This is a genomic window from Enterococcus sp. LJL51, assembly GCF_049894025.1.
GTDB lineage: Bacteria > Bacillota > Bacilli > Lactobacillales > Enterococcaceae > Enterococcus_L.
This window is the reverse complement of sequence record NZ_JBNEQE010000022.1, coordinates 26,072-49,350: the sequence shown is the minus strand read 5'-3', so window position 1 is coordinate 49,350 and position 23,279 is coordinate 26,072. Positions and strand designations below refer to the sequence as shown.

At 38.4% G+C, this 23,279-nt stretch carries 21 protein-coding genes and 1 pseudogene; 13 read left to right on the top strand and 9 right to left on the bottom strand.

Going from position 1 to position 23,279, the window contains the following annotated elements:
* The 4 genes and pseudogenes from ACPWSO_RS16230 to ACPWSO_RS16215 all read right to left on the bottom strand — a co-directional run.
* A pseudogene (locus ACPWSO_RS16230) lies at positions 1-214 on the bottom strand (IS5/IS1182 family transposase); the annotation flags it as partial.
* 129 nt (positions 215-343) lie between these two features.
* The gene (locus tag ACPWSO_RS16225; protein WP_426084633.1) at positions 344-1,450 is read right to left on the bottom strand and encodes an SLC13 family permease; all 1,107 of its coding nucleotides are present in this window, start codon (positions 1,448-1,450) and stop codon (positions 344-346) included.
* A gap of 430 nt (positions 1,451-1,880) precedes the next feature.
* Complete coding sequence (locus ACPWSO_RS16220; protein WP_426084632.1) at positions 1,881-2,618, bottom strand: amino acid ABC transporter ATP-binding protein; 738 nt, start codon at positions 2,616-2,618, stop codon at positions 1,881-1,883.
* Positions 2,619-4,769 (bottom strand): amino acid ABC transporter substrate-binding protein/permease, encoded by a 2,151-nt coding sequence (locus ACPWSO_RS16215; protein ID WP_426084631.1) that lies wholly within the window; start codon positions 4,767-4,769, stop codon positions 2,619-2,621.
* Between the two features lie 282 nt (positions 4,770-5,051).
* Between ACPWSO_RS16215 and uvrB the strand changes: the two genes are divergently transcribed.
* The 6 genes from uvrB to whiA all read left to right on the top strand — a co-directional run bounded on the left by uvrB (position 5,052) and on the right by whiA (position 13,391).
* Positions 5,052-7,046 carry an excinuclease ABC subunit UvrB gene (uvrB, locus tag ACPWSO_RS16210; RefSeq protein ID WP_426084630.1) on the top strand — a complete coding sequence of 665 codons (1,995 nt, stop codon included), beginning with the start codon at positions 5,052-5,054 and terminating at the stop codon, positions 7,044-7,046.
* 10 nt (positions 7,047-7,056) lie between these two features.
* On the top strand, positions 7,057-9,873 hold the full coding sequence (gene uvrA, locus ACPWSO_RS16205; protein ID WP_426084629.1) for an excinuclease ABC subunit UvrA: 2,817 nt from the start codon (positions 7,057-7,059) through the stop codon (positions 9,871-9,873).
* Positions 9,874-10,222: 349 nt separating this feature from the next.
* A complete protein-coding gene (locus ACPWSO_RS16200; RefSeq protein ID WP_426084628.1) occupies positions 10,223-10,429 on the top strand; it encodes a hypothetical protein in 207 nt (68 codons plus the stop codon).
* Positions 10,430-10,545: 116 nt separating this feature from the next.
* On the top strand, positions 10,546-11,430 hold the full coding sequence (gene rapZ, locus ACPWSO_RS16195; RefSeq protein ID WP_426084627.1) for an RNase adapter RapZ: 885 nt from the start codon (positions 10,546-10,548) through the stop codon (positions 11,428-11,430).
* Positions 11,427-12,419, top strand: a complete 993-nt coding sequence (locus ACPWSO_RS16190) for a gluconeogenesis factor YvcK family protein (protein WP_426084626.1) — start codon at positions 11,427-11,429, stop codon at positions 12,417-12,419. The genes rapZ and ACPWSO_RS16190 overlap by 4 nt, the downstream gene beginning before the upstream one ends.
* Positions 12,420-12,455: 36 nt before the next feature.
* The gene (whiA, locus tag ACPWSO_RS16185; RefSeq protein ID WP_426084625.1) at positions 12,456-13,391 is read left to right on the top strand and encodes a DNA-binding protein WhiA; all 936 of its coding nucleotides are present in this window, start codon (positions 12,456-12,458) and stop codon (positions 13,389-13,391) included.
* Positions 13,392-13,524: 133 nt separating this feature from the next.
* Here the strand turns inward: whiA and ACPWSO_RS16180 are convergent, their stop codons facing one another.
* Both ACPWSO_RS16180 and ACPWSO_RS16175 read right to left on the bottom strand, forming a co-directional pair.
* On the bottom strand, positions 13,525-14,424 hold the full coding sequence (locus ACPWSO_RS16180; protein WP_426084624.1) for a hypothetical protein: 900 nt from the start codon (positions 14,422-14,424) through the stop codon (positions 13,525-13,527).
* Positions 14,421-14,942 carry a flavodoxin domain-containing protein gene (locus tag ACPWSO_RS16175; protein WP_426084623.1) on the bottom strand — a complete coding sequence of 174 codons (522 nt, stop codon included), beginning with the start codon at positions 14,940-14,942 and terminating at the stop codon, positions 14,421-14,423. The genes ACPWSO_RS16180 and ACPWSO_RS16175 overlap by 4 nt, the downstream gene beginning before the upstream one ends.
* A 409-nt stretch (positions 14,943-15,351) precedes the next feature.
* Here ACPWSO_RS16175 and ACPWSO_RS16170 point away from each other — a divergent pair, with 409 nt between their 5' ends.
* Positions 15,352-15,942 (top strand): TetR/AcrR family transcriptional regulator, encoded by a 591-nt coding sequence (locus ACPWSO_RS16170; RefSeq protein WP_426084622.1) that lies wholly within the window; start codon positions 15,352-15,354, stop codon positions 15,940-15,942.
* 324 nt (positions 15,943-16,266) lie between these two features.
* Here the strand turns inward: ACPWSO_RS16170 and ACPWSO_RS16165 are convergent, their stop codons facing one another.
* Positions 16,267-16,584, bottom strand: a complete 318-nt coding sequence (locus tag ACPWSO_RS16165) for a hypothetical protein (protein WP_426084621.1) — start codon at positions 16,582-16,584, stop codon at positions 16,267-16,269.
* Between the two features lie 172 nt (positions 16,585-16,756).
* Here ACPWSO_RS16165 and ACPWSO_RS16160 point away from each other — a divergent pair, with 172 nt between their 5' ends.
* Complete coding sequence (locus ACPWSO_RS16160; protein WP_426084620.1) at positions 16,757-17,188, top strand: cupin domain-containing protein; 432 nt, start codon at positions 16,757-16,759, stop codon at positions 17,186-17,188.
* A gap of 265 nt (positions 17,189-17,453) precedes the next feature.
* Here ACPWSO_RS16160 and ACPWSO_RS16155 read toward each other — a convergent pair whose 3' ends face one another.
* Both ACPWSO_RS16155 and clpP read right to left on the bottom strand, forming a co-directional pair.
* On the bottom strand, positions 17,454-17,978 hold the full coding sequence (locus tag ACPWSO_RS16155) for a DsbA family protein (protein WP_426084634.1): 525 nt from the start codon (positions 17,976-17,978) through the stop codon (positions 17,454-17,456).
* Between the two features lie 120 nt (positions 17,979-18,098).
* Positions 18,099-18,692, bottom strand: a complete 594-nt coding sequence (clpP, locus tag ACPWSO_RS16150) for an ATP-dependent Clp endopeptidase proteolytic subunit ClpP (protein WP_209558463.1) — start codon at positions 18,690-18,692, stop codon at positions 18,099-18,101.
* A gap of 367 nt (positions 18,693-19,059) precedes the next feature.
* On the opposite strand from clpP, the gene ACPWSO_RS16145 reads away from it, so the two are divergent.
* The 5 genes from ACPWSO_RS16145 to ilvD all read left to right on the top strand — a co-directional run bounded on the left by ACPWSO_RS16145 (position 19,060) and on the right by ilvD (position 23,189).
* A complete protein-coding gene (locus ACPWSO_RS16145) occupies positions 19,060-19,419 on the top strand; it encodes a DUF3958 family protein (protein ID WP_426084619.1) in 360 nt (119 codons plus the stop codon).
* Between the two features lie 40 nt (positions 19,420-19,459).
* Positions 19,460-19,999: a hypothetical protein gene (locus ACPWSO_RS16140; protein ID WP_426084618.1), complete on the top strand. Its 540-nt coding sequence runs from the start codon at positions 19,460-19,462 to the stop codon at positions 19,997-19,999.
* 54 nt (positions 20,000-20,053) lie between these two features.
* Complete coding sequence (locus tag ACPWSO_RS16135; protein ID WP_426084617.1) at positions 20,054-20,359, top strand: hypothetical protein; 306 nt, start codon at positions 20,054-20,056, stop codon at positions 20,357-20,359.
* Positions 20,360-20,528: 169 nt separating this feature from the next.
* Positions 20,529-21,044 (top strand): hypothetical protein, encoded by a 516-nt coding sequence (locus tag ACPWSO_RS16130; protein WP_426084616.1) that lies wholly within the window; start codon positions 20,529-20,531, stop codon positions 21,042-21,044.
* 453 nt (positions 21,045-21,497) lie between these two features.
* The gene (gene ilvD / locus ACPWSO_RS16125) at positions 21,498-23,189 is read left to right on the top strand and encodes a dihydroxy-acid dehydratase (protein ID WP_426084615.1); all 1,692 of its coding nucleotides are present in this window, start codon (positions 21,498-21,500) and stop codon (positions 23,187-23,189) included.
* Positions 23,190-23,279: the final 90 nt, after the last annotated feature.

Below are 23,279 nucleotides of genomic sequence, written 5' to 3'. Positions count from 1 at the left end.
AAAAGACACGCTGAGTATACGCATACAGAATAATTTTTAATAGCATCTTCGGGTGGTAGGCCGGTCGGCCTAATTGTTCTTCTAATTTATTAAAGAGTGTTTGCGGCATGGCTTCGACTAAGGCATTAACCGCAAAAGCGACATCCGTTTCAGGAATAAACTGTTCCAACTCTAATGGTAAAATCGTTTGATTAATGGTATAATCTTTAAACATAAAAGCACGCTCCTTTTGATTTGGTTTAGTCACTTTAATCTTACACGGTTGCGTGCTTTTTGTGTACCCTAAAATTAAAAAAGTAGGACAATAATCAGATTTTCTTCTGACTATTGTCCCACTCCCTTTTTAGTTTAAGAAAAATAAAAATACAACAATCATTCCTGCCAGAAATAATAGATTAAGCAGAGAGAATTTAGTTAAGAATTGTTTGTCTTTACCAGGGTAATAAACCCTGTAGATTTTAAAACCAATTAAATTTGCCAGAGAAGCAATTAATGTTCCGAGACCTCCAATATTTACACCAAAGAATAAGGCCTTAATATGGCTGGTAAAAGGAGCAATCAGAATAACTGCGGGTACATTACTGATGATTTGACTAAGAGCAATGCTTCCTAAAAAAGTTCGATAACTGCTTTTAAACTGCTCTTTAATAACAGCGGCAGCACCTGGAATTTGAGAAAAACCTCCTACTGCAATGAAAAAGAAGAGAAAGGTTGCCAATAAACGATAGTCAACCTGTTTCCCAGATTGAGGAGAGTAAAAAAGCAAAATAGTAACTGCCAAGGGGATACTAACCTCATAAGGAGATAAATTAAAAACTGCAGACAAAATCAAAAGACCAGTTAGAGAAAGTAATAGTATATGTTTTTGATTAAGCGACTTAAGCTTGACAGTTTTCTCAGTAAGTTTCTTTTTCTCAATAAATAGAAAAGAAAGACAAAGAAAGCCTAAAGAAGCAACCAGCAGGATAAAAGACCATTGAAAAAAATCACTAGCAGATAAGGAAAAATGAGACATCAGATATAAATTTTGGGGATTCCCAAATGGAAAGAAGCTGCTGCCCAGATTAGCTGCAATAATCAGTAAGACTGCTCCAGTAAGCGGATCTTTTAAAACCTTTAGCTTTTTAGTAATTTTTAAGTAAATCGGCATTAGAGTAAGGATAGCTACATCGTTTGTTAAAAGCATTGAGCTGAAGAACGAGAGCAATGTGATGCTAATGATTAAGCTGCGCGTGTCTTTGGAAAAGTGAATAATTTTTTCAGCTAAAAAATTTAAAACTCCAAGATTTTCAATATTCTTGATTAGCAGCATTAACGCAAATAAGCAGCTAAGCATTTTATAATCAATAGTTTCCTTTCCTGGTAGACCAAAGCCTAAGCTAAGTAAAGCGGCTAGGAAAGAAATCGTAAATAAAAGGTCTGTTTTGAAAAACTGAATAATTTTTGTCATTAAGAGATACTCGCCTCGAATCAAAATAGGATAATTTATAGAGTAAAAAAACAGCAGCTGCTTTGACTTCTTTTATGATGCTGAGTTTCACAAAAGAGCTGTAAAATACTTTAGCAGTTTATAGATTTAAGACCCGCTTAAATTAAATGTACGGCAGGAAAAAAGAAATTTCAAGTGAGACACTGTAACAGTTCAGAGAAAACTTAGAGGAAACAAACCAATAGAAATGAACTAAGAGAATATTCGGTGGCTGAAAGTAGTCGGAAGCTGGAATAAAAATCAGAAGCGATTGGGAACTGAGGAATGTCTTGATTTTTTCAAATAAAAGAACTTGAAACAAAACCAGATATTTCCTGCTTTTTGTTCCAAGCTCCACGATTTTAATTAGCTTTTAATCCTGCCAACACTAGTTGATGTTGAAAACTTTTTATCAAATATTCAATACCTTATTCAGGAAGTCCTGAGTCCGTTCATGCTGAGGAGACTCAAAGATTTGCTGTGGCGTACCATCTTCAAGGAAGTTCCCGCCGTCGATGAACATTACGCGGTTTGCCACCTCTTTGGCAAAGCCCATCTCATGTGTAACAATCACCATTGTCATACCTTGTTTTGCCAGCTTTTTCATAACATTCAATACATCCCCAACCATTTCAGGGTCAAGTGCTGAGGTAGGCTCATCGAAAAGCATAATGTCAGGATTCATTGCAAGCGCACGGGCAATAGCCACACGCTGCTTTTGACCACCAGACAAAGATTTCGGATAGCTATCTTTTTTATCTGCCAGTCCAACTGTATCCAGCAGCTTAACAGCTTTTTCTTTTGCCTCGCTTGGAGACATACGGCCTAAATCAACTGGTGCAAGTGTAATGTTTTCCAAAACAGAGAGATGAGGAAAAAGGTTAAAATGTTGGAACACCATCCCGATGTGCTGACGCACCTTATTGATATCTGTATTTTTATCAGTCAGATTCGCACCATCAATAATGATATCCCCGCTGGTTGCCTCTTCCAACTGGTTCAGACAACGTAGAAAGGTACTTTTTCCAGAACCAGAAGGACCAATAACACAAACAACATCACCTTCATTAATTGATACGTTAATGTCTTTTAAAACGGTGTTATCACCATATTTTTTTACTAATTTTTCGACTAGAATTTTTTCTGTCATTTAGTTCACCTTCTTTTCAAGTACTTTAGCCAGCTTAGTTAATGAAGTGATTAGAATCAAATACATTACTGCAACAATCAGATACACCATTGTACTTTGCAGGTTACGGGCAACGATGATTTTACCAGTCTGCAGCAGTTCAATCAGACCAATTGCAGAAAGAATAGTTGTATCTTTCAAAGAAATAACAAACTGATTAATGAAAGAAGGAATCATGATGCGGATAGCCTGCGGCAAAACGATTTTTCTCATTGTTTTATTGTAAGAAAGCCCTAAGCTTCGGGAGGCTTCCATTTGACCAACCGGAACGGCATTAATACCGCCGCGGACAATTTCGGAGATGTAGGCACTAGCATTTAACGTTAATGTAATAATCCCTGCAATAAACACGGGGATGTTGAAGCCTAGAACCCCTGGTAAACCAAAGTAGATGAAGAAAGCAACTACCATCAACGGAATCCCTCGAATAAGATCGACATAAATGGTTGCGACTATGCGCAGGGCCTTAACCGGAGATACACTGAACAGACCAAAGATAACACCAATAATTAGAGCGAGAACAAAAGAAATCAATGTTAGCTGAATGGTCATCCAGAGACCGCTTAACAGTCGTTTCCAGTTGTTTTTAATCATTCCGGCAAATGTAGACTCATCAGCAGTTTCTTTTTTACTGCCGTCTTGAATGTACTTGCTGAGAATCTCGTCGTATTCACCAGTTCGTTTCAGCTCTGCGAGCCCTTCGTTGAACATCTCAACTAATTCCGGATTGTTGCCTTTTTTCACTGCAAAACCATAAGAGCCGCCTTCTTCCCGGGGAATCGGTGTAGCTAAAGGCTGTCCCTGAGCAATACCGTAGCCGATAACAGGGTAATCGTCCATCATGGCATCGATTTCTGAAATTTCTAATGCACTATACAACGCATCAGTAGTATCAAGATACGTGATGGAATACCCATAGTTTTCTTTGTTCGCTTCAAGGAAATCAGCGCTTTCCGTTCCAATTTTCGCTCCTACTGTCTTCCCTTTTAAATCCTCATAAGAAGTAATGGAATCGTTATTTTCTTTAACAGCAATTTGGATGCCGCTGTCAAAGTAAGGTGTTGAGAAATCGAAAGCTTTTTCTCGTTCCTGTGTAATAGTCATTCCAGCAATCATTCCATCTGCCTGACCAGATTCTACGGCTTGAACAGCTGAACTGAAACCAATAAATTTAAATTCAATGTTGAAGCCTTGCAGCTCAGCAACGCGTTTCATTAAATCAACGTCGATTCCTTCGTATTCACCATCAGAATTTTGAAACTCAAATGGTGCAAAGGTTGAATCGCTAGCAATTGAATAAACCTCTTTCTTTGGCTCAATCTGCTGCATTTCTTTTCCGTCGTCTTTGGCACCGGAAGAGATATAAGTAGAAACTATTTTGTCATAGGTTCCATCTTCCTTTAGCTTTTTTAAACCTGCGTTGAACTGTTTAATCAGTTCTGGATTTTGTCCTTTTTTCACTGCAAAACCATAGGAGCTGCCTGTCTCTTTTTCTCCGACTAGCTGCAGCTTCTGTCCGTTAGTGATCGCGTATCCTAAAACTGGATAATCATCAAAGATAGCATCTGCTTCACCATTTTGGAGAGCTTGATAAAGACCTGTTGCATCATCGAAGTTCTTAATTGTATAATCATATTTCTTTTGATTTTCTTCGAGGAAAGCAGCACTCTCTGTTCCAACTTTAGCAGCAACTGTTTTCCCTTTTAAATCCTTATACGAACTGATTGTATCATTTCCTTGCTTAACAGCCATCTGCAGACCACTGTCAAAATAAGGCTCCGAAAAATCAAATGATTTTTTTCGTTCGTCGGTAATACTCATTCCAGCTATCATTCCGTCAATCTGGTTTGACTGAACTGCTTGAATCGCTGAATCAAATCCTAAAGGTTTCAAATTAACTTTAAATCCCTGATCTTCTGCAATCGCATTAAGTAAGTCAATATCGATACCGATGTATTCATCATTTGAATCCTGAAACTCAAACGGCGCAAAAGTCAAATCTGTTCCGATATCGTATGTTTTTTCTTCAGCCGAGGCCGGCTTACCAACAGTGAAAACAAGCAGGCTGGCAATTACAGCAACTAAAGAAAATAAAAAATACTTCTTCTTCATAAAAGTCCTCCTAATATAATTACATATTCAGTAATTATATAGCAAAATTAAGGTCAAAAACAATTAATTTGACATAGAAAAATAAAAAAATATTTAGAAAGTAACATTTCGTGTGAGAAATCATGACATGTAAAAGAGTTTTTTCTATTAAAAAACGATAAAAGAATCTGATCTATTCAAGTGGCGAAAATATGTTCGGTATGTTAAAATAATTCAGGGAGTAAGAAATTACTCTTTTCCTTTTTTCTAGTGAGAAAAAACTGTATGAAGGGAGTAAGTCAGATGATTGAAAGAACAACAACAAACCAGTTTGAACTGGTCTCTAAGTATCAGCCAGATGGTGATCAGCCGGAGGCGATTGAACGATTAGTAGAAGGAATTGAAGGCGGAGAAAAGGCCCAAATTTTACTAGGCGCCACAGGTACTGGTAAAACTTTTACAATCTCAAACGTGATTAAAGAAGTGAACAAACCAACACTGGTGATTGCTCATAATAAAACCTTGGCAGGACAGCTTTACGGGGAGTTTAAAGAGTTTTTCCCAAACAATGCTGTTGAATATTTTGTCAGCTACTATGATTTTTATCAGCCGGAGGCTTACGTTCCTTCAAGTGATACATATATTGAAAAAGATGCCAGCATCAATGATGAAATTGACAAGCTGCGTCACTCGGCTACCAGTGCACTACTAGAACGAAATGATGTTATTGTGATAGCGTCGGTTTCCTGTATTTTTGGTTTGGGAAATCCTGATGAGTATAGTGATCAAGTTGTTTCGCTGCGGGTTGGTATGGAGATAGACCGTGGAACCTTACTTAGAAATCTAATTGATATCCAGTTTGAACGAAATGATATAGACTTTCAGCGGGGACGCTTTAGAGTACGAGGGGATGTTGTCGAGATATTCCCAGCCTCCAAAGATGATCATGCCTTACGGGTGGAGTTTTTTGGAGATGAAATTGAGCGCATTAGAGAAGTAGATGCTTTAACTGGAGAGGTACTTGGCGATACAGAACATGTAGCGATATTTCCAGCAACCCACTTTGTGACCAATGATGATCATATGGAGCATGCGATTGCTCAAATTCAGGCTGAGCTGGATGGCCGGCTTAAGGTTCTGCGTTCTGAAAATAAACTGCTGGAGGCGCAGCGGTTGGAACAACGGACGAATTATGATATCGAGATGATGAGAGAGATGGGCTATACATCTGGAATTGAGAATTATTCCAGACATATGGATGGACGAAAAGAAGGCGAGCCGCCTTATACATTAATCGACTTTTTTCCAGACGATTTTCTGCTGGTTATTGATGAGTCTCACGTAACCATGCCTCAGGTTAGAGGGATGTATAATGGGGACCGTGCCAGAAAGCAGATGCTGGTGGACTATGGTTTTCGTTTGCCGAGCGCGCTGGACAACCGTCCATTAAAACTGGAAGAATTTGAGAAGCATGTCCATCAGGTAGTCTATGTTTCTGCTACACCGGGACCGTATGAACATGAACAAACAGAGACTGTGATTCAACAAATTATTCGTCCAACGGGTCTGTTGGATCCATTGATTGAAGTTCGTCCGATTATGGGACAAATTGATGATTTAGTTGGCGAAATTAATGAGCGGGTGGCAAATAATCAGCGGGTCTTTGTCACGACTTTGACGAAAAAAATGTCGGAGGATTTGACTGACTACTTCAAAGAGCTGGGATTAAAGGTTAAATACCTGCACAGTGATATCAAGACGCTGGAACGTACGGAAATAATTCGTGATCTTCGTTTAGGTGAGTTTGATGTTCTAATTGGGATTAATCTTCTAAGAGAAGGCTTAGACGTGCCGGAGGTATCTCTAATTGCCATCTTGGATGCGGATAAGGAAGGATTTCTGCGAAGTGAACGTTCGCTGGTTCAGACAATTGGACGGGCAGCCCGGAACTCTGAGGGAAAAGTTATCATGTATGCAGATAAAATTACGGATTCCATGCAGAAGGCGATGGATGAAACTGCCCGCCGCCGTTCAATACAAGAGAAGTACAATGAAGAACACGGAATTGTTCCTAAAACAATTATCAAGGAAATTCGTGACTTGATTTCTATTTCTAAAATCGCTGAAGATGAAGAAACTTATTCAATAAGCACATCTTATGACAAGCTGACTAAGCAGGAAAAAGACGATTTGTTGATGAAACTTGAGAAAGAAATGAAAGATGCTGCGAAAGCATTGGATTTTGAAGCAGCTGCAACATTACGGGATACGATTCTGGAGCTGAAGGCTTCAGATTAGGAGGTAGAATATGGCTAACGATAAAATTGTGATTCATGGAGCACGCGCTCATAACTTAAAGAATGTTGATGTGACGATTCCCCGCGATAAGCTGGTTGTAGTGACCGGCTTGTCTGGTTCCGGGAAAAGCTCGCTGGCTTTTGATACATTATATGCAGAAGGGCAAAGACGTTATGTGGAGAGCCTTTCGGCCTACGCTCGTCAATTTTTAGGTCAGATGGATAAACCAGATGTGGATAGTATTGACGGGTTAAGTCCAGCCATCTCCATTGATCAGAAAACAACCAGTAAGAACCCTCGATCAACAGTAGGAACGGTCACGGAAATAAATGATTACCTTCGTCTGCTTTTTGCACGCATTGGTCATCCAATTTGTCCGAACGACAATATCGAAATCACCAGTCAGTCTGTTGAACAGATGGCGGATAAAATTCTGGAATTTCCGGAACGTACAAAACTGCAGATTATGGCTCCAGTCATCGTTAAGAAAAAAGGACAGCATAAAAAAGTATTTGATTCTATTCAAAAAGAAGGATATGTCCGTGTTCGTGTAGATGGAGAAATCTATGATTTGAGTGAAGTACCGGAGCTGGAGAAGAATAAGAAGCATGATATTGCGATTGTAGTAGATCGAATTATTCTTAAAGAAGGCATCCGTTCCCGTTTGTTTGATTCAATTGAAGCTTCTCTTCGCTTAGCAGAGGGATACGTATTAGTAGACATTAATGGTGAAGAAGAACTATTGTTCAGTGAACACTATGCTTGTCCTTACTGCGGCTTTACCGTTGGCGAGCTGGAGCCGAGACTCTTCTCATTTAATGCACCATTTGGCGCTTGCCCAGACTGTGACGGCTTAGGTATGCGCTTGGAAGTAGACAAAGATTTAATCATTCCAGAACCTTCAAAAACATTGAAGGAAGGGGCCATCGCCCCTTGGAATCCAATTAGCTCACAATATTATCCTCAAATGCTTGAGCAGGCAGCAGCTGGTTTTGGCATTGATGCGGATACACCATTTAATGAACTGCCAAAGGAACATCAGGATATCATTTTAAATGGTTCAAACGGTGAAATTTTCCATTTCCATTATGAAAATGAGTTTGGCGGCGTGCGTGATGTGGATCTTGCCTTCGAAGGGATTTTAAAGAACATTAAACGTCGCTATCATGAAACCAACAGCGAATTTACCAGAGAACAAATGCGTTCATACATGACAGAGCTGCCTTGTCAAACCTGTAAAGGCTACCGTTTGAATCCACAAGCTTTAGCTGTGAAAATAAATGGTACCAGCATTGGTGAAGTAAGCGAGTTAACCATTCAAAACAGTGTACCTTTCTTTGAAAAACTGAGCTTAACAGAACAAGAGCAGATGATTGCCAAGCCGATATTGAAAGAAGTAAAAGACCGGTTGACCTTTTTGGAAAATGTGGGATTAAATTACTTAACCTTGAGCCGTGCTTCCGGTACGTTGTCAGGTGGAGAGGCACAGCGGATTCGCCTAGCTACCCAGATTGGATCAAATTTATCCGGCGTATTATATATTCTGGATGAACCCTCTATCGGTCTTCATCAGCGGGATAACGATCGTTTGATTGCTTCTTTAAAGAAAATGCGGGATCTTGGCAATACCCTGATTGTCGTGGAGCATGACGAAGATACTATGCGGGAAGCTGACTACTTGATTGATGTAGGGCCAAGAGCCGGAGAACAAGGCGGACAGATTGTGGCTGCTGGAACACCAGAAGAAGTAGCCGCAAACCCTGATTCACTGACAGGACAATATCTGTCGGGCAAGCTTGTGATTCCTGTGCCGGAAAAACGGCGGAAGGGCACCGGCAAGTCCATTAAAGTCACTGGAGCAGCAGAAAACAATCTCAAAAATGTCAATGTGGAGTTTCCTTTAGGGGAGTTTGTTGCAGTTACCGGTGTATCTGGATCAGGGAAAAGTACGTTGGTCAATCAGATATTGAAAAAGGCTCTTGCTCAAAAGTTAAACCGCAACTCAAATAAACCTGGTAAGCATAAAAGTGTAACTGGGTATAAACAGATTGAAAAAGTAATTGATATCGATCAAAGTCCAATTGGCCGAACACCTCGAAGTAATCCTGCTACATACACTAGTGTATTCGATGATATTCGGGATTTATTCGCTAAAACAAATGAGGCGAAAGTTCGCGGATATAAGAAAGGCCGTTTTAGTTTCAATGTGAAGGGCGGGCGCTGTGAAGCCTGCCGTGGTGATGGGATTATTAAGATTGAAATGCATTTTCTGCCGGATGTTTATGTTCCCTGTGAGGTTTGTCATGGGAAACGCTATAACTCTGAAACGCTGGATGTTCATTACAAAGGAAAAAATATTGCAGATATCTTAGAAATGACTGTTGAAGATGCTGTAGAATTTTTCCAGCCTATTCCTAAAATTCACCGCAAGCTGCAGACAATTTTGGACGTTGGTTTAGGGTATGTAACATTAGGACAGCCAGCTACCACATTGTCAGGTGGTGAAGCACAACGTATGAAGCTTGCCAGTGAGCTGCATAAGATTTCGAATGGCAAGAATTTCTATATCTTGGATGAACCTACGACCGGACTTCATACGGATGATATCGCCCGTTTACTGGATGTTTTGAACCGACTGGTTGATGCTGGAAATACTGTACTGGTTATTGAACATAATCTGGATATGATTAAATCAGCCGATCATGTTATTGACTTAGGTCCAGAGGGTGGCGACGGCGGCGGAACGATTGTCGGAATCGGTACACCGGAAGAAATTGCTGAAATTAAGGAAAGCTATACTGGTCAATATTTGAAGCGGGTTTTATAAATTGGTATACTCCATTTCTGTGAAAGTGTTTTCTTTTTTAAGAAATTCATAATTTTTAAGAATAGATTGAAAAATCTTGATTTATAATTTCTCATAGAGTAAAATCAAAGCAGATAGACAGATTATTGGTATGAATTGGTCTATATCTATCTCTCTATAAATAATCCGTTCAAAAAGAAAAGAAAAGCAGTTTGTCGTAAAAGACAAACTGCTTTTCTTTTTGCTGTTAAGGATTAGGTAGGAAAAAGTCAAAAAAAAGGAAAAAACATCAGAATATTGAATGAGCATAAAATTTTTTTCATGCTATTCTATAGATAGAAAAGATGTCACAAGAAAGAAGGATAGACAAATGGATAGAGGAAACATTAGAGTCGGTGGTACGTATCTATGCAGTGCTGATCACTTATCTTGGTCATTTATTGGAAAAGCTCTTTCCAAGGAAGATCATGCAGTACAAGTGGAGTTGCTCAAATGTCATCCGATTGACCGTATGGCTTTAGAATCTGATAACCCTGTTTTGGACATCAACTACTTGAGCATTATTGACACAATATGATAAGTGAATTGGCAAGGAGGCGCAAGCCTTCTTTTTTTGCGCTTAGAGCTAAGGCTTCCTTTGACACGCCCGGAATGTTATAATAAGTAAAATGTGTTGGAGGAGCGGTGAATTTTATGGTCGATAATTTACAATTAGTCATTATTACAGGAATGAGCGGTGCAGGAAAAACAGTAGCGGTGCAGTGCTTTGAAGATATGGGATATTTCTGTATTGATAATATGCCGCCAAGTTTGATTCCCAAATTTTGGGAGCTGATTAAAGAATCTGGCAAAGTATCGAAAATTGCTTTGGTCGTGGATCTGAGATCACGTGCCTTTTTTAGAGAAATACAGAATATGCTTGTTGAAATAGAAAATACCAATGTCATTGATACCACTGTCATGTTTTTAGATGCGACCGATGAAGAGCTTGTTTCCCGCTATAAGGAAACCAGAAGAACTCATCCTTTAGCTATGGACGGATTAGTCACTGAAGGGATTAGAAAAGAGCGGGCAATCTTGGAAGAAATTAAAGGAGATGCTCAACTAGTTATTGATACAACGGCACTTTCTCCAAGACAGCTTCGAGAACGAATCAGTAAGGAATTTAAATCTAGAGATACCCACGAGTTTCGCGTAGAAATGGTTTCCTTTGGATTCAAATATGGTCTGCCGATTGATGCAGATATTGTAATGGATGTACGCTTCCTGCCTAATCCCCATTACATTCCCGAACTGCGGCCGCTTACTGGACTGGACAGCGCTGTTTATGAGTATGTAATGAATTTTCCAGAAACAGAAGAATTCTATACAAAGTTTATTGATTTGGTAGAGTATGTGCTGCCAGGCTATAAAAAAGAAGGAAAATCTAATGTGACTATCGCTATTGGCTGCACAGGCGGACAGCACCGTTCTGTTGCGCTCACTGAACGGATGTCTCATGAACTGGAAAAAAATTATCATGTAAATGTAACCCATCGTGATAAGGACAAACGGAAAGAGACGGTGAATCGCTCATGAAAACCTATCGAATCCGTAAGCCTAAAATAGTCGTTGTCGGCGGTGGAACAGGACTACCGGTTATTTTGAAAAGTCTCCGTAATCAGGGGGCAGAAATTACAGCGGTGGTAACTGTTGCCGATGACGGAGGCAGCAGTGGAGAGATTAGAAAGTCAATGAATCTGACACCACCAGGGGATTTAAGAAATGTGCTGGTGGCACTTTCAGATATGCCCCAGCTGTATGAAGATATATTCCAATACCGCTTCAATAAAGATGATGAGTATTTTGCTAATCATGCCATAGGCAATCTGATTATAGCCGCTGTCTCTGAGATGAGAGGCAGTACCTATGAAGCGATTCAGCTTTTATCGAAAATGATGCATGTAGATGGACATATTTATCCTTCTTCTGAGCGGCCGCTTACCCTGCACGCTATATTTAAGGATGGTACTGGAGCTGTGGGTGAATCAAGGATCGGTTTAGCACGTAAAACGATTGATCACGTATTTGTGACAAATACGAACGATGATGAACAGCCAACAGCAGCACGAAAAGTTGTAAAAGCAATTGAAGAAGCAGATATGATTGTGCTGGGCCCAGGAAGCTTATTTACTAGTATTTTGCCGAATCTTGTTATTGGTGAAATTGGGGATGCTATTTTAAAACGAACTGGAGAAGTCGTCTATATTTGTAATATTATGACGCAAAAGGGGGAAACAGAGCATTTCACCGATGCTGATCATATTCGTGTGCTCCATGACCATTTAGGAGAGAAATTTGTGGATACTGTTTTGGTGAATACTGAACCTGTACCAGATGGGTACATGGACTTTGAGATTTATGATGAATATCTAGTACAGGTAGTCCACGATTTCCAAGGCTTAAGAAATGAAGGCTGCCGTGTAATATCAACAGACTTTTTAGAATTGAGAAACGGCGGGGTTTTTCATGATGGAGACAAAGTTGTTGAAGAACTATTCCGAATAGTCTTTGGCGCAAAGTATTAAAAGCAACAGTGAAATAGAAAGGAGGCGTACATTCAAATGTCATTTGCCTCAGATGTAAAGAAGGAACTGACAACCTTAGAGGTTCACAGAGAACATGCACGGGCAGAGCTGGCTGCTCTGATTCGGATGAATGGTTCATTGAGTCTGTTGAATCAACAGTTTGTTTTAAATGTTCAGACCGAAAATGCGGCGATTGCCAGACGAATATATACCTTATTAAAGGATCATTATGATGTTCGTTCGGAGCTGCTGGTTAGACGAAAGATGAAGCTGAAGAAAAACAATGTATACATTGTTCGGCTAAAACAGGATACCAAATCTGTATTAGCGGATTTAGACATTATGGACGGCTTGGTTTTTCAGGACCATGTTTCCGATGAAATTGTCGGAAATGCTCAAAAGATGCGCTCCTATTTACGTGGGGCTTTTATGGCAACTGGGTCGGTAAATAATCCGGAAACCAGCCGCTATCATCTGGAAATATTCTCCATTTATGAAGATCATAATAACGATATTTGCGACATGCTGAACTATTATGGATTAAATGGACGAACCTTAGAACGAAGAAACGGCTATATTTCCTATCTAAAAGGAGCAGAAAAAATCGCTGACTTTCTGACCCTGATCGGAGCAACCAATTCTATGCTAAAGTTTGAAGATGTTCGAATTGTTCGTGATATGAGAAACTCAGTGAATCGATTGGTTAACTGTGAAACAGCTAATTTAAATAAAACAATTGATGCTGCCTCAAAACAGATAGAAAATATTCAATATATAGAAAATACAGTCGGTTTGCAGGCTTTACCGGGAAAGCTTCAGGAAATTGCCGAGCTGCGTCTAGAGCATCCAGAAGTTAGCCTAAAGGAACTGGGAGAAATGATTCCTTCTGGAGCGATTTCTAAATCTGGAATTAATCACCGTATTAGAAAAATCAATGAGTTTGCTGAAAAGCTTAGAGAAAAAAGTGCATAAAAAAGGTTGGTAGATTTTCCTTTTGGAGTTTCCACCAACACAATATATTTTAGAGTCTAAAAACTGGTTTATTCTGATTACTTGGAGTAGGCCAGTTTTTTCATGTAAAAATCAGGTATATAAAATCATATTTTTAAGGTTTTGCAGGATCTCTAGCGTCTGATACTTGTTTGAAGTGTTTAAAATAACGAAAACTAATACTGGATGAATAAAAAGAGAGTAGAATAAAGACAATTACCTTAGTGACTAGCGCTGGAAGGGGCACATCAACGGCAGCCAGCAGCTGCATTACCGTTTGAAAAATAACCATGATGCCAATAAACGTACACATCAATGCTGTAACGGGCAGCAACGTATACGCACGACTATCATCAGTTTTCACTAGATATAGTACTAGAAAAATGAAAGGGCTGAGAATGGCTAAGTCGATAACATAAGTAATTTCAGTAGTATAAATCTCAAGCATCGCTAATGGTGAATCTGATATCAAGGCGGATAAAATATCCGGCAGCCAGGCGATAAATATTGAAAACCCGGAAAGAATCAGAAAAAAATGAACAAAGCGACTATTAAGACTCCGCTCTTGCTGCTGCTTCAGCCATTTATGATCTAATAAAAATAGGCAAGAAATAAAACTGAAAAAGCATAAAGAGAAAAATAAGATATAAATCAAGTGAAGTCGATTATAAGCCACACCGATTGCCAAACTAACAGCATAGTAAAGTAGTGCTGAGAGCAAACCTGTTAGCAAAAGCAGTAGTTTCTCGCTCCCGCTTTTTTTGTATTTCAGCAAGAACCATGACATTGGCAGCAGCAAAAATAATAAAACAGACCAGTCTGAGCCAATGAGAATAGGTGCTTTAAAATATGAGTCATGGGCATAGATACCGAAGCCCCATAGTTCTACCGGTTCTCCGTATTGATTAAGAACTTCATAGGAGTCGCTGAAATCAAACGAAAAAATACCGGCTAATGTAGTAATGAATCCAAACAAGATTGTCAATCCAAGCAAGATTTCCGTTTTTTGTTTCATGTACTATATGTCCTCCCTTCTTGTTCATTGAGTGCTTGTACGATACTGTCCAGAGCAGATTTATCTAGGTAATGATCAGTTTCATGGCGTGGAAATTCTAAGCGCTGATCATGAAATATTTTTTTTAGAATCAGCTTTTCAAAAAAATTTAGTTTATCTGGATAAATAATTGATCCAGCAAAAGCAGTCAATTCGGCATGCTCACGAAGAGCAGCGGGAAAAATAGCTTGAAGCTGCTGCGCAATCTTTTCCTCTGAGAACTGTAAGCCAGTATTGACAAGAATTAGCGTTTTTTGTAGTAAAGTTTCTTGATGAGAAGCTAAGAATGCAGCAGCTTGTTTTCTCAGCTGACCGGCATAAGCCGGTGCTAAAAAGATAATTTGGTTAAAATCATCTGATAGACTGATAGGTTCCTGAATGTCAGAAAGCTGAACATCAAATTGGAGTTCGCAACCAATCATTTTAGCTATATGTGAGGTACTTCCATGTTTAGAATCGTAGATAATCATAGTTTTCATAGAAAGGCTCTCTCCTTTTTTTGAACAATATTCATAAAATGAACATCGTTCATATTTATGTTATAATAATAACATAAATCGGAAAAATGTAAAGATACTCTGTTGAAAATATCTTCTTTCTTTATTATGATTAGACCAACAGTAGCCAAAAGAGCTAACTATGTGGATTTCAAAAAAGCTTCGATGTTCAAAGCTAATAACTAGTCATACAGAGGAATCAAGTATTTTTTGCGAAGCGACTTATTTCGCTCGATTATGTACAGACTCACTATAATTTTTTATTTTGACTTGCCTGGAGTGAGTTGACTTGCTAAAAGAAATTTTTCAGTAGTAATACAGATAAAAGCTACGGACTGATGCTGCACTTCTTTTATGGGATATTTAATAGATAGATAGAGGGTGAATGGGAATGGATAGTAAGTCAAGAAAACAAATAGAACGAATAGCAATAGAGGAAAAAATTGTAGATGCGGCTGTGGTAATTATTCTTGAAGAAGGAATCGAGAAGCTGTCAATCCGAAAAATAGCAGAAAGAATCGGTTATGCAGTTGGCACAATCTATAATTATTATAAAAACAAAGATGATATTTTAACAAGCATCTCAACTAGGGTTTTTCAGGAAGTTATGGAAGAGATTACTACGTTATTAGCAAAGTATCCTGAACAGACGCCAGTTGAAAAATTGAGAGCATGCAACAGGACGTTTATTCGAACAATGATAAAATATCCTGAGAAATTTAAAGCCGTAATGATGGCCTCCCGTAATGATCCTATTCCAGAGGAGGGCGAAGAAGAAGCAGGAATTGATTTACTGCAGGCATTAATCAATGAGGGGATAACAGAAGGCTGCTTTACGTCGGCGAATCAGCATTCAGCTGAGCTGATGCTAATTGGACTGATGGGTTTAGTCTATCATATTGTCAGCACTGGTCTATCTGGTGAATCAGCAGAAAGGATGGCAGAACAATATATAGAAATGCTTATTCAAGCATTAAATTAGACTATCAGTGATTTTTTTAAGAAATGTTTAGAGATAAATAGCTTGTATTATCTAATAGCAAATTGTTTTTAAAAGACTTTATATGGTTTGCGCTACTTGAAGAAATAATGAATGTTTTTTCCTGAAACGACTAGAAAGTTAACTGTTGGTCATTCTATTGAGATAGTTCATGACTGTTTTCATCAAGAGAAAAATGCAATTATCAGCAGCCGCCAGCAGTAAAATAAACAAATAAATAGCAATGCCTAATATAAAACAGCTTTCAATTCGTTCTCTAAAAATTGAGGCTTTTTTATTTTTCAGAAAAAAAATAAAACTTGGTGATTACCAAATTTTAACAACTTTGCCGAAAATATTCTGTTTTTTTATCCAGCCATTCACATAATTATGATTGTTGGAAATTTGAAACTCCAGTTGATTGTTTCGATTTCTAACAGCTGTTATTAAGTGTGTGTAGTAGTTACCTTTGACTTTGCAAAAAACAATATCATTGACTGCTAACTCAGTATTCATCGTTACTGGTTCTAAGCTCACAGGCTGATTTGATTTAATAATCGGCAGCATGGAATTTCCTGCTTCTTTATATTTTTCAACGGGAATTCCCTGTTGAAGCAATGAAGCAAAATAGCTTGCTTTAGACAAAATAACCCCTCCTTTAATAAAAAGAATAACATAGTTTAGGATTTTCTCCTAGTTAAAATAGGCAGGAGAGCGGTTTGTCGGTATACTAGTTAATATATAGAATTCGACGAGTAATCAGCATTAAATGCTCCAACAAGTAAAATTCCAAAGCGCAGAAAGGATGAAGGATAGAATGAAAAAACAAATACCGGATATAATGACTCAAATGGACGCATTGTCAGTTACTAAAGAAAACGGAACTGCAGTCGGCTATTTTTTGTTTGATACCTTTGAAGTGCATACGAATACTATTCCAGCTGGCTGTGTTCAGGATTGGCATGCCCACAAAGAAATTGAAGAAATTATTGTAGTTAATAAAGGAAGTCTGTGTGTAGAATGGATTGATGACTTATTGCAGTGTCGTCAGGTAGCAGCGGGTGAACTGATTCGAATGAACAAAAGCATTCATCGGATATCAAATCCAGGAAAAACTATCGCTGAATGTACTATCTTCAGATTTGTTCCACCAAAAGAAAATCAAGCAGCAGTTATTAAAATTGATAAGCAGGTTTTTTCTGAGGCAGAAGCAGCAAGGCTGCTAAGAAGAAACAAGGATGAAAAATAAGGCGATTAAAAAAATAGAATTATCATGAACTAATCTTGGGTTGATTTGAAAAGAGTAATTGAATAAAAAACACAGCTAAATAGATGGAAAACAGAATAATAAATGGTGGGTAAGATATTCAATCGAATACCTTACCCACTAATCTTAGTATATTTATTCGGAGCAGGCACAACTAAAGAGCTGAAAATTTATTTATATCCCAGACCTCATAAAACGAATATTTATTTCAGTTGATTTTTTTAACTCCAAATTTTTTAAATGATTGTTACTCTCTGTGTTCAATATAGGCAATTAACTCTTCTTTTGTAACTGATTCATCAAAAATATGCTGGTCAATAATGATGGTTGGCACAAACTGGATATTAGCAGCAACAGCTTCATCAATAACTGCCTGTGAAACTGCCCGATTATCCATTTCCTGCAGTCCCAGATTATTTTGAGCAAATTCCGCAACATGAGTCAGGGACATATCCCCCCATTTATCCTGCGTGGCATAAATTTGCCGTAAGTCTGTCAAACCTTTTAACGGAAGGTCGTAATTGATAAAGCGGTGCATCATATTTCCCCGCTGCAGGCTTTCCTTTTCTTTATCGAACAGTTTGATAATCCGCTGCAGTTTTCCATTGTTCACATAAGTCGTAAGCATATCGTCATATTCATTAAACCACTGTCTACAATAAGGGCAGCGGACATTCATAAACTCAATCATTTTCACTGGAGCCGAGTCTCTGCCGATGATTAAACCATTTTCTTCTGTAACTTTGGAGGCATCGATTTGAGAAATATCCATCATCAATAATCCTTTCTTCCTTTAATTTTCTTTCAACTATTAGTGTACTATTGTTTGTAAGTTAATTTCAAAGAAAAAAGCCTGAAATCTAATGATTTCAGACTTTTGAGATTCTGATTATTAATTCAGAGAACTGCTGTTTTCCATCACTTCATCAATCAGCCCATAATCTTTTGCCTGCTGTGCAGTCATAAAGTTATCGCGATCTGTATCTTTCTCAATCACTTCAATTGGTTGCCCCGTACGTTCAGCTAAGATTTTATTCAAGCGTTCACGTGTATCGAGAATGTGTTTAGCAGCAATTTCAATTTCAGTTGCCTGACCTTGTGCTCCTCCTAATGGCTGGTGAATCATGATTTCAGCATTCGGCAACGCAAAGCGTTTGCCTTTTTGACCGGCTGTCAGCAAGAAGCTGCCCATAGAAGCTGCCATCCCTAATACGATTGTCTGTACATCAGCTTTAACAAAGTTCATTGTATCAAAGATTGCTAATCCAGCAGAAACACTGCCGCCCGGAGAGTTGATGTATAGATAAATATCTTTTTCAGAATCCTGTGCATCAAGGAACAACAGCTGAGCGATAACGGAGTTAGCTACATTGTCGTCGATTGGTCCGCTCAACATAATGATTCTGTCTTTTAATAAGCGTGAGTAAATATCATAGGCTCTTTCGCCGCGAGATGATTGTTCTATGACTGTTGGTATTAAATTCATAAGTTATGTCCTCCTATATAAAAAGCTCATAAAAACATTCTAACATATCCCTGATTGGAATGCCTAAAAAAAGTATACTCTAATGGTCAATAAAGGTCAATTAAATTGCATTGAAATTATTCACCTGTTTTTACACAGAAAAATAGGAGAAGCTATATCAATTATTTTATATAAAGAGAAAAAATCTGATAAGTTGATTTCCAAGGATTATGATAAACTATATGTAATGAAAAGAATTTTTAATTGGTTATTTTGTCATTTTTATTATGAGACTATTTAGGAGGAAAGTTAATGAGTGATAAAGAGGTTGGATTTGTATCCAAGCAGAGAAGGCAAATCATTATCCAGAAAATTGCAGGGCGTGTAAATGGATAGAAAGAAGATTAACCAATGGGATGGCCTGCTGCTGGAAGAGCGAAATGTCGAAAAAGCATTAGACGAAGCTATAGAAACACAGAGAAAAATGGACAAGCTTGAGGATAAATATAGTGAACTGTTCTACCGGGTGAATCATCTTGTCAGCCGTTTAGATCAGTTTATCGGCAACGATCAGGAAAAACAAATGACCGAGGAATTGCGATGGCAGGTTCAGCAAAAGAAAAAAGCTGTATTCTTTCATTTGGAGGAGGAAAAAGAAAAGCTTCTTAAAGAGACTAAGGAGCTGCAGGATCAGGAAGACTTAATTTATTATCAAAAGAAACGTCTTCTAATAGAAGAAAAGGTGTAGTTGATTAGAGTAGACAGGTTCATTGGATAAGGAGCAGCAGATGAAAAATTACATGAAGCGAGACAGTCGTTTTATGCAGCAGTACTACGCACTGTTTTCTGATGAGAACATAATGAGCAGTCATCAAGCCTATTACGCAGCACTAGCGGCTTTTGTCAAAAGAAATAATCGATATTTCAGAAAAGAGGTTTTGCAAAACTCGCGCTTGGATATGCTAATCGAGCTTGATCCGGCAGTCTATGTTAATCCAGAGACAACTCTCTCTTTGGAAACAGAGAAAAACATAGTAAGTCAACGTGAATATAATAAAATCGGCGGGTTAGCGATGATCATCAGCAGTACGTTATGGGAGCTGGCGGCGGTTCCTACAAGCAATGACTGCCCAAAAATTAATCAATATACTATGTATTATGTTCTTGCGAAGCAGCCGAACGGGAAAATTCATTTTTTGGAAGAATGTGAGCAGTGTGGCTATCTGATGGACAGTTATGGAAATGAGTATGAGGGACTAGCTGGCATTATTTTTCCAGCAACGAGAGAAGAAATTGCCATCCACCTCTCTAAAAAAGGTATATTGTAGAAAGTAAAAGAATTATTTGCGGCTAAATGAACACGAAAAAAGGAGTAGTATGATTTGAATGATGTAAATGATATTGAAGAGCTTTATCCGTTGTTGAGAAAGCAGTTGGAAGACTATGTGATTACAGGAGATGTCATAGAGCGGTTGTCGTTTTTGTATAGTCAATGTCTGGATAACACCTCACAATTTGCCTGGTATCTGGGAGGACCGCTTTTTTGGATTATTCATTGGCGGGCGGTGAAGAAAACGGATAAGAAGATAGGTATCTGTTCCACGGAACGAAAGATTATTCATATTCTGCAGGAATATGAAGCTCAATTTGAAAAAGGTGTGACAATCCTGATACGTCGTGAAGCATAACTATAAGTTAGTTCTGCTTTCTATGGTAATTGCTGGAAAATTTGATTTCTACTGAGAACTTGGATAGAGCAAGGATATACCGAGGTGTGTAGCCGTAGTTTTTAATTTCTCTAGAAAGCAGAATGTGCTATACTAATTTACAGACAAACTAACGTAAGAGGTAAATCCAATGCTTGTTTTTTTTGTAGGAATTATAGGGGTTATCGTAGGGGCGGCAATTGTGATCTTATCGATGGCTTTTCGGCTTTCATATGAAGAACGCAGATATATTCGCCACCGCGAATTGGAAAATTATGTGAAGGAGATTGAGAGTTTAAATCTTCTGAATAAAAAAATTAATGAGATTTTACAGAAGAGAGATATCTATATTGACCGGTCTGTTCATTTTCTGTCAGTTGATGACTGTTATATCAGTATTGATGATTTTATTTATCTGGAATCTTTTTCAGCACAGAATAATTTTTATCTGCCAACTTACCTGATTGATGTGTTTTTTAAAAAAATTACCCATCGAAAGGTAATACTTACGCCAGATGAGGTTGCTTCAATTGGCGGAAACACGTATAAAGGCGGTCGAGTCATTCTTGAAAATTTCTCTGATGAGCTTTTATCAATTATTGAAGATAAAAAACGTCAGATGAAACGTCTGACTAAAAAACCGTTATATTATTTTAGAAATAATTAAACTGTCAACACTAGAACAAAAGTCAAATTTTGTTCTAGTGTTTTTTTATTTCGCAAAACAGCTCCTGTTCCCAAATAGCTTTTTATAACTAAAAGTTAGAAAAGAAAATTGAAAATGTTTTTCGAATTTTCTGAATTTTCTATTGACATTCTCATTTTAAAAGTTTATAGTTAACAAAAGCTTTTCTGATTCACATTAATTTTTAATGTTATGTACCTATGTACAGCGAATAAAGGAGAATCCACTTATGAGAAAGACAGCGAATATTGAATTAGTCATTATTTTATTATCGAGGACTTAGAACACTGAGATTTTTGCAGATGTTTGAGTCCTATTCGTCTTTAGTGAATGGGATTCTTGCTAAAGCATCCCATTTGATGGGATGCTTTTTTTGTAGAAGAAATAGGTGAAGCAAGACTGAAGAGACCGAAAACCAGAATTGGAGTGATAAAAATGCGAAGTGATATGATCAAAAAAGGAATCGAAGCAGCTCCGGCAAGAAGTCTGCTATACGCAACAGGCCAAGTAAAAAGTGCCAGAGATATGGAGAAACCATTTATTGCTATCTGTAATTCTTATATCGATATTGTTCCTGGACATGTCCATCTGCGCGAGCTGGCGGATATTGCGAAGGAAGCGATTCGTGAAGCTGGCGGAATTCCGTTTGAGTTCAATACAATCGGGGTTGATGACGGCATAGCGATGGGGCACATTGGAATGCGCTATTCATTACCCAGCCGGGAAATAATTGCAGACGCGGCGGAAACCGTGATTAATGCTCACTGGTTTGATGGTGTTTTCTACATTCCAAACTGCGATAAAATCACACCGGGCATGTTAATGGCAAGTGTCCGTACGAATGTACCAGCTATCTTTTGTTCCGGCGGTCCAATGAAAGCTGGAGTTGATCCTCGTGGACACACAGCGACGTTATCGTCTATGTTCGAAGCGGTAGGAGCTTATAAAGATGGACAAATGACAGAAGAAGAATTTACCTTTATGGAACAAAATGCTTGCCCGACCTGTGGTTCTTGTGCCGGAATGTTCACTGCAAACTCAATGAATTGTCTGATGGAGATTTTAGGTATGGCACTGCCGGGGAATGGCACAATTTTAGCTGTTTCAGAGGAGCGCAAAGAATTGGTTCGAAAATCTGCATTTCATTTAATGGATTTAGTTAAACAGCAAATCAAACCAAGAGATATTATCACTAAGGAGGCAATTGATGATGCTTTTGCCTTAGACATGGCAATGGGCGGCTCAACCAATACCGTTCTTCACACCTTGGCAATTGCAAATGAAGCAGAGATTGAATATGATCAAGAATCAATCAATGAAATTGCCAAGCGAGTCCCTTACCTTTCAAAAATTGCTCCTTCATCCGCTTATTCTATGCATGATGTACACGAAGCTGGTGGAGTTCCAGCAATCATAAAAGAACTGGTTGATTTAGGCGATGCGATTCATCCTGATAGGATAACTGTATCAGGTAAAACTCTTCGGGAAAATGTAGCAGATGCATCAATTAAAAATGAGGAAGTCATTCATCCAAAGGAAACACCGTACAGCCCTGTCGGCGGTCTTTCAATTCTATATGGAAATATTGCACCAAAGGGCAGCGTTATTAAAGTCGGTGGTGTAGATCCGTCTATTCAAGTGTTTACAGGAAAAGCGATTTGTTTCAACTCTCATGATGAGGCAGTTCAAGCAATTGATAATCATACGGTGACTAAAGGACACGTGGTGGTTATCCGCTATGAAGGACCAAAGGGCGGACCGGGCATGCCTGAAATGCTGGCGCCGACTTCAAGTATTGTCGGTAGAGGTTTAGGCAAAGATGTTGCTTTGATTACAGATGGACGCTTTTCCGGTGCTACTAGGGGAATTGCTGTAGGACATATTTCTCCTGAAGCTGCTGAAGGCGGACCGATAGCGCTAATTAATGATGGAGACACGATTGAAATTGATTTGACTAATCGAACATTAAATGTTCAAGTTCCAGAAGAAGAACTACAGCAGCGGAAAGAAACGCTGCAGCCGTTTAAGGCTAAGGTTAAAACTGGGTATTTAGCTAGATATACAGCCTTGGTTACTTCTGCTCATACAGGCGGTATTATGCGTATTCCTGATGATTTGCTTGACTAAAAAAATGGGTATGACCAAAAATGCAATGGGTACTTCTTTACTATAATATCCTTTTTTAAAAGAACTGGTTTGTACAGGTTAGTAGGAAAA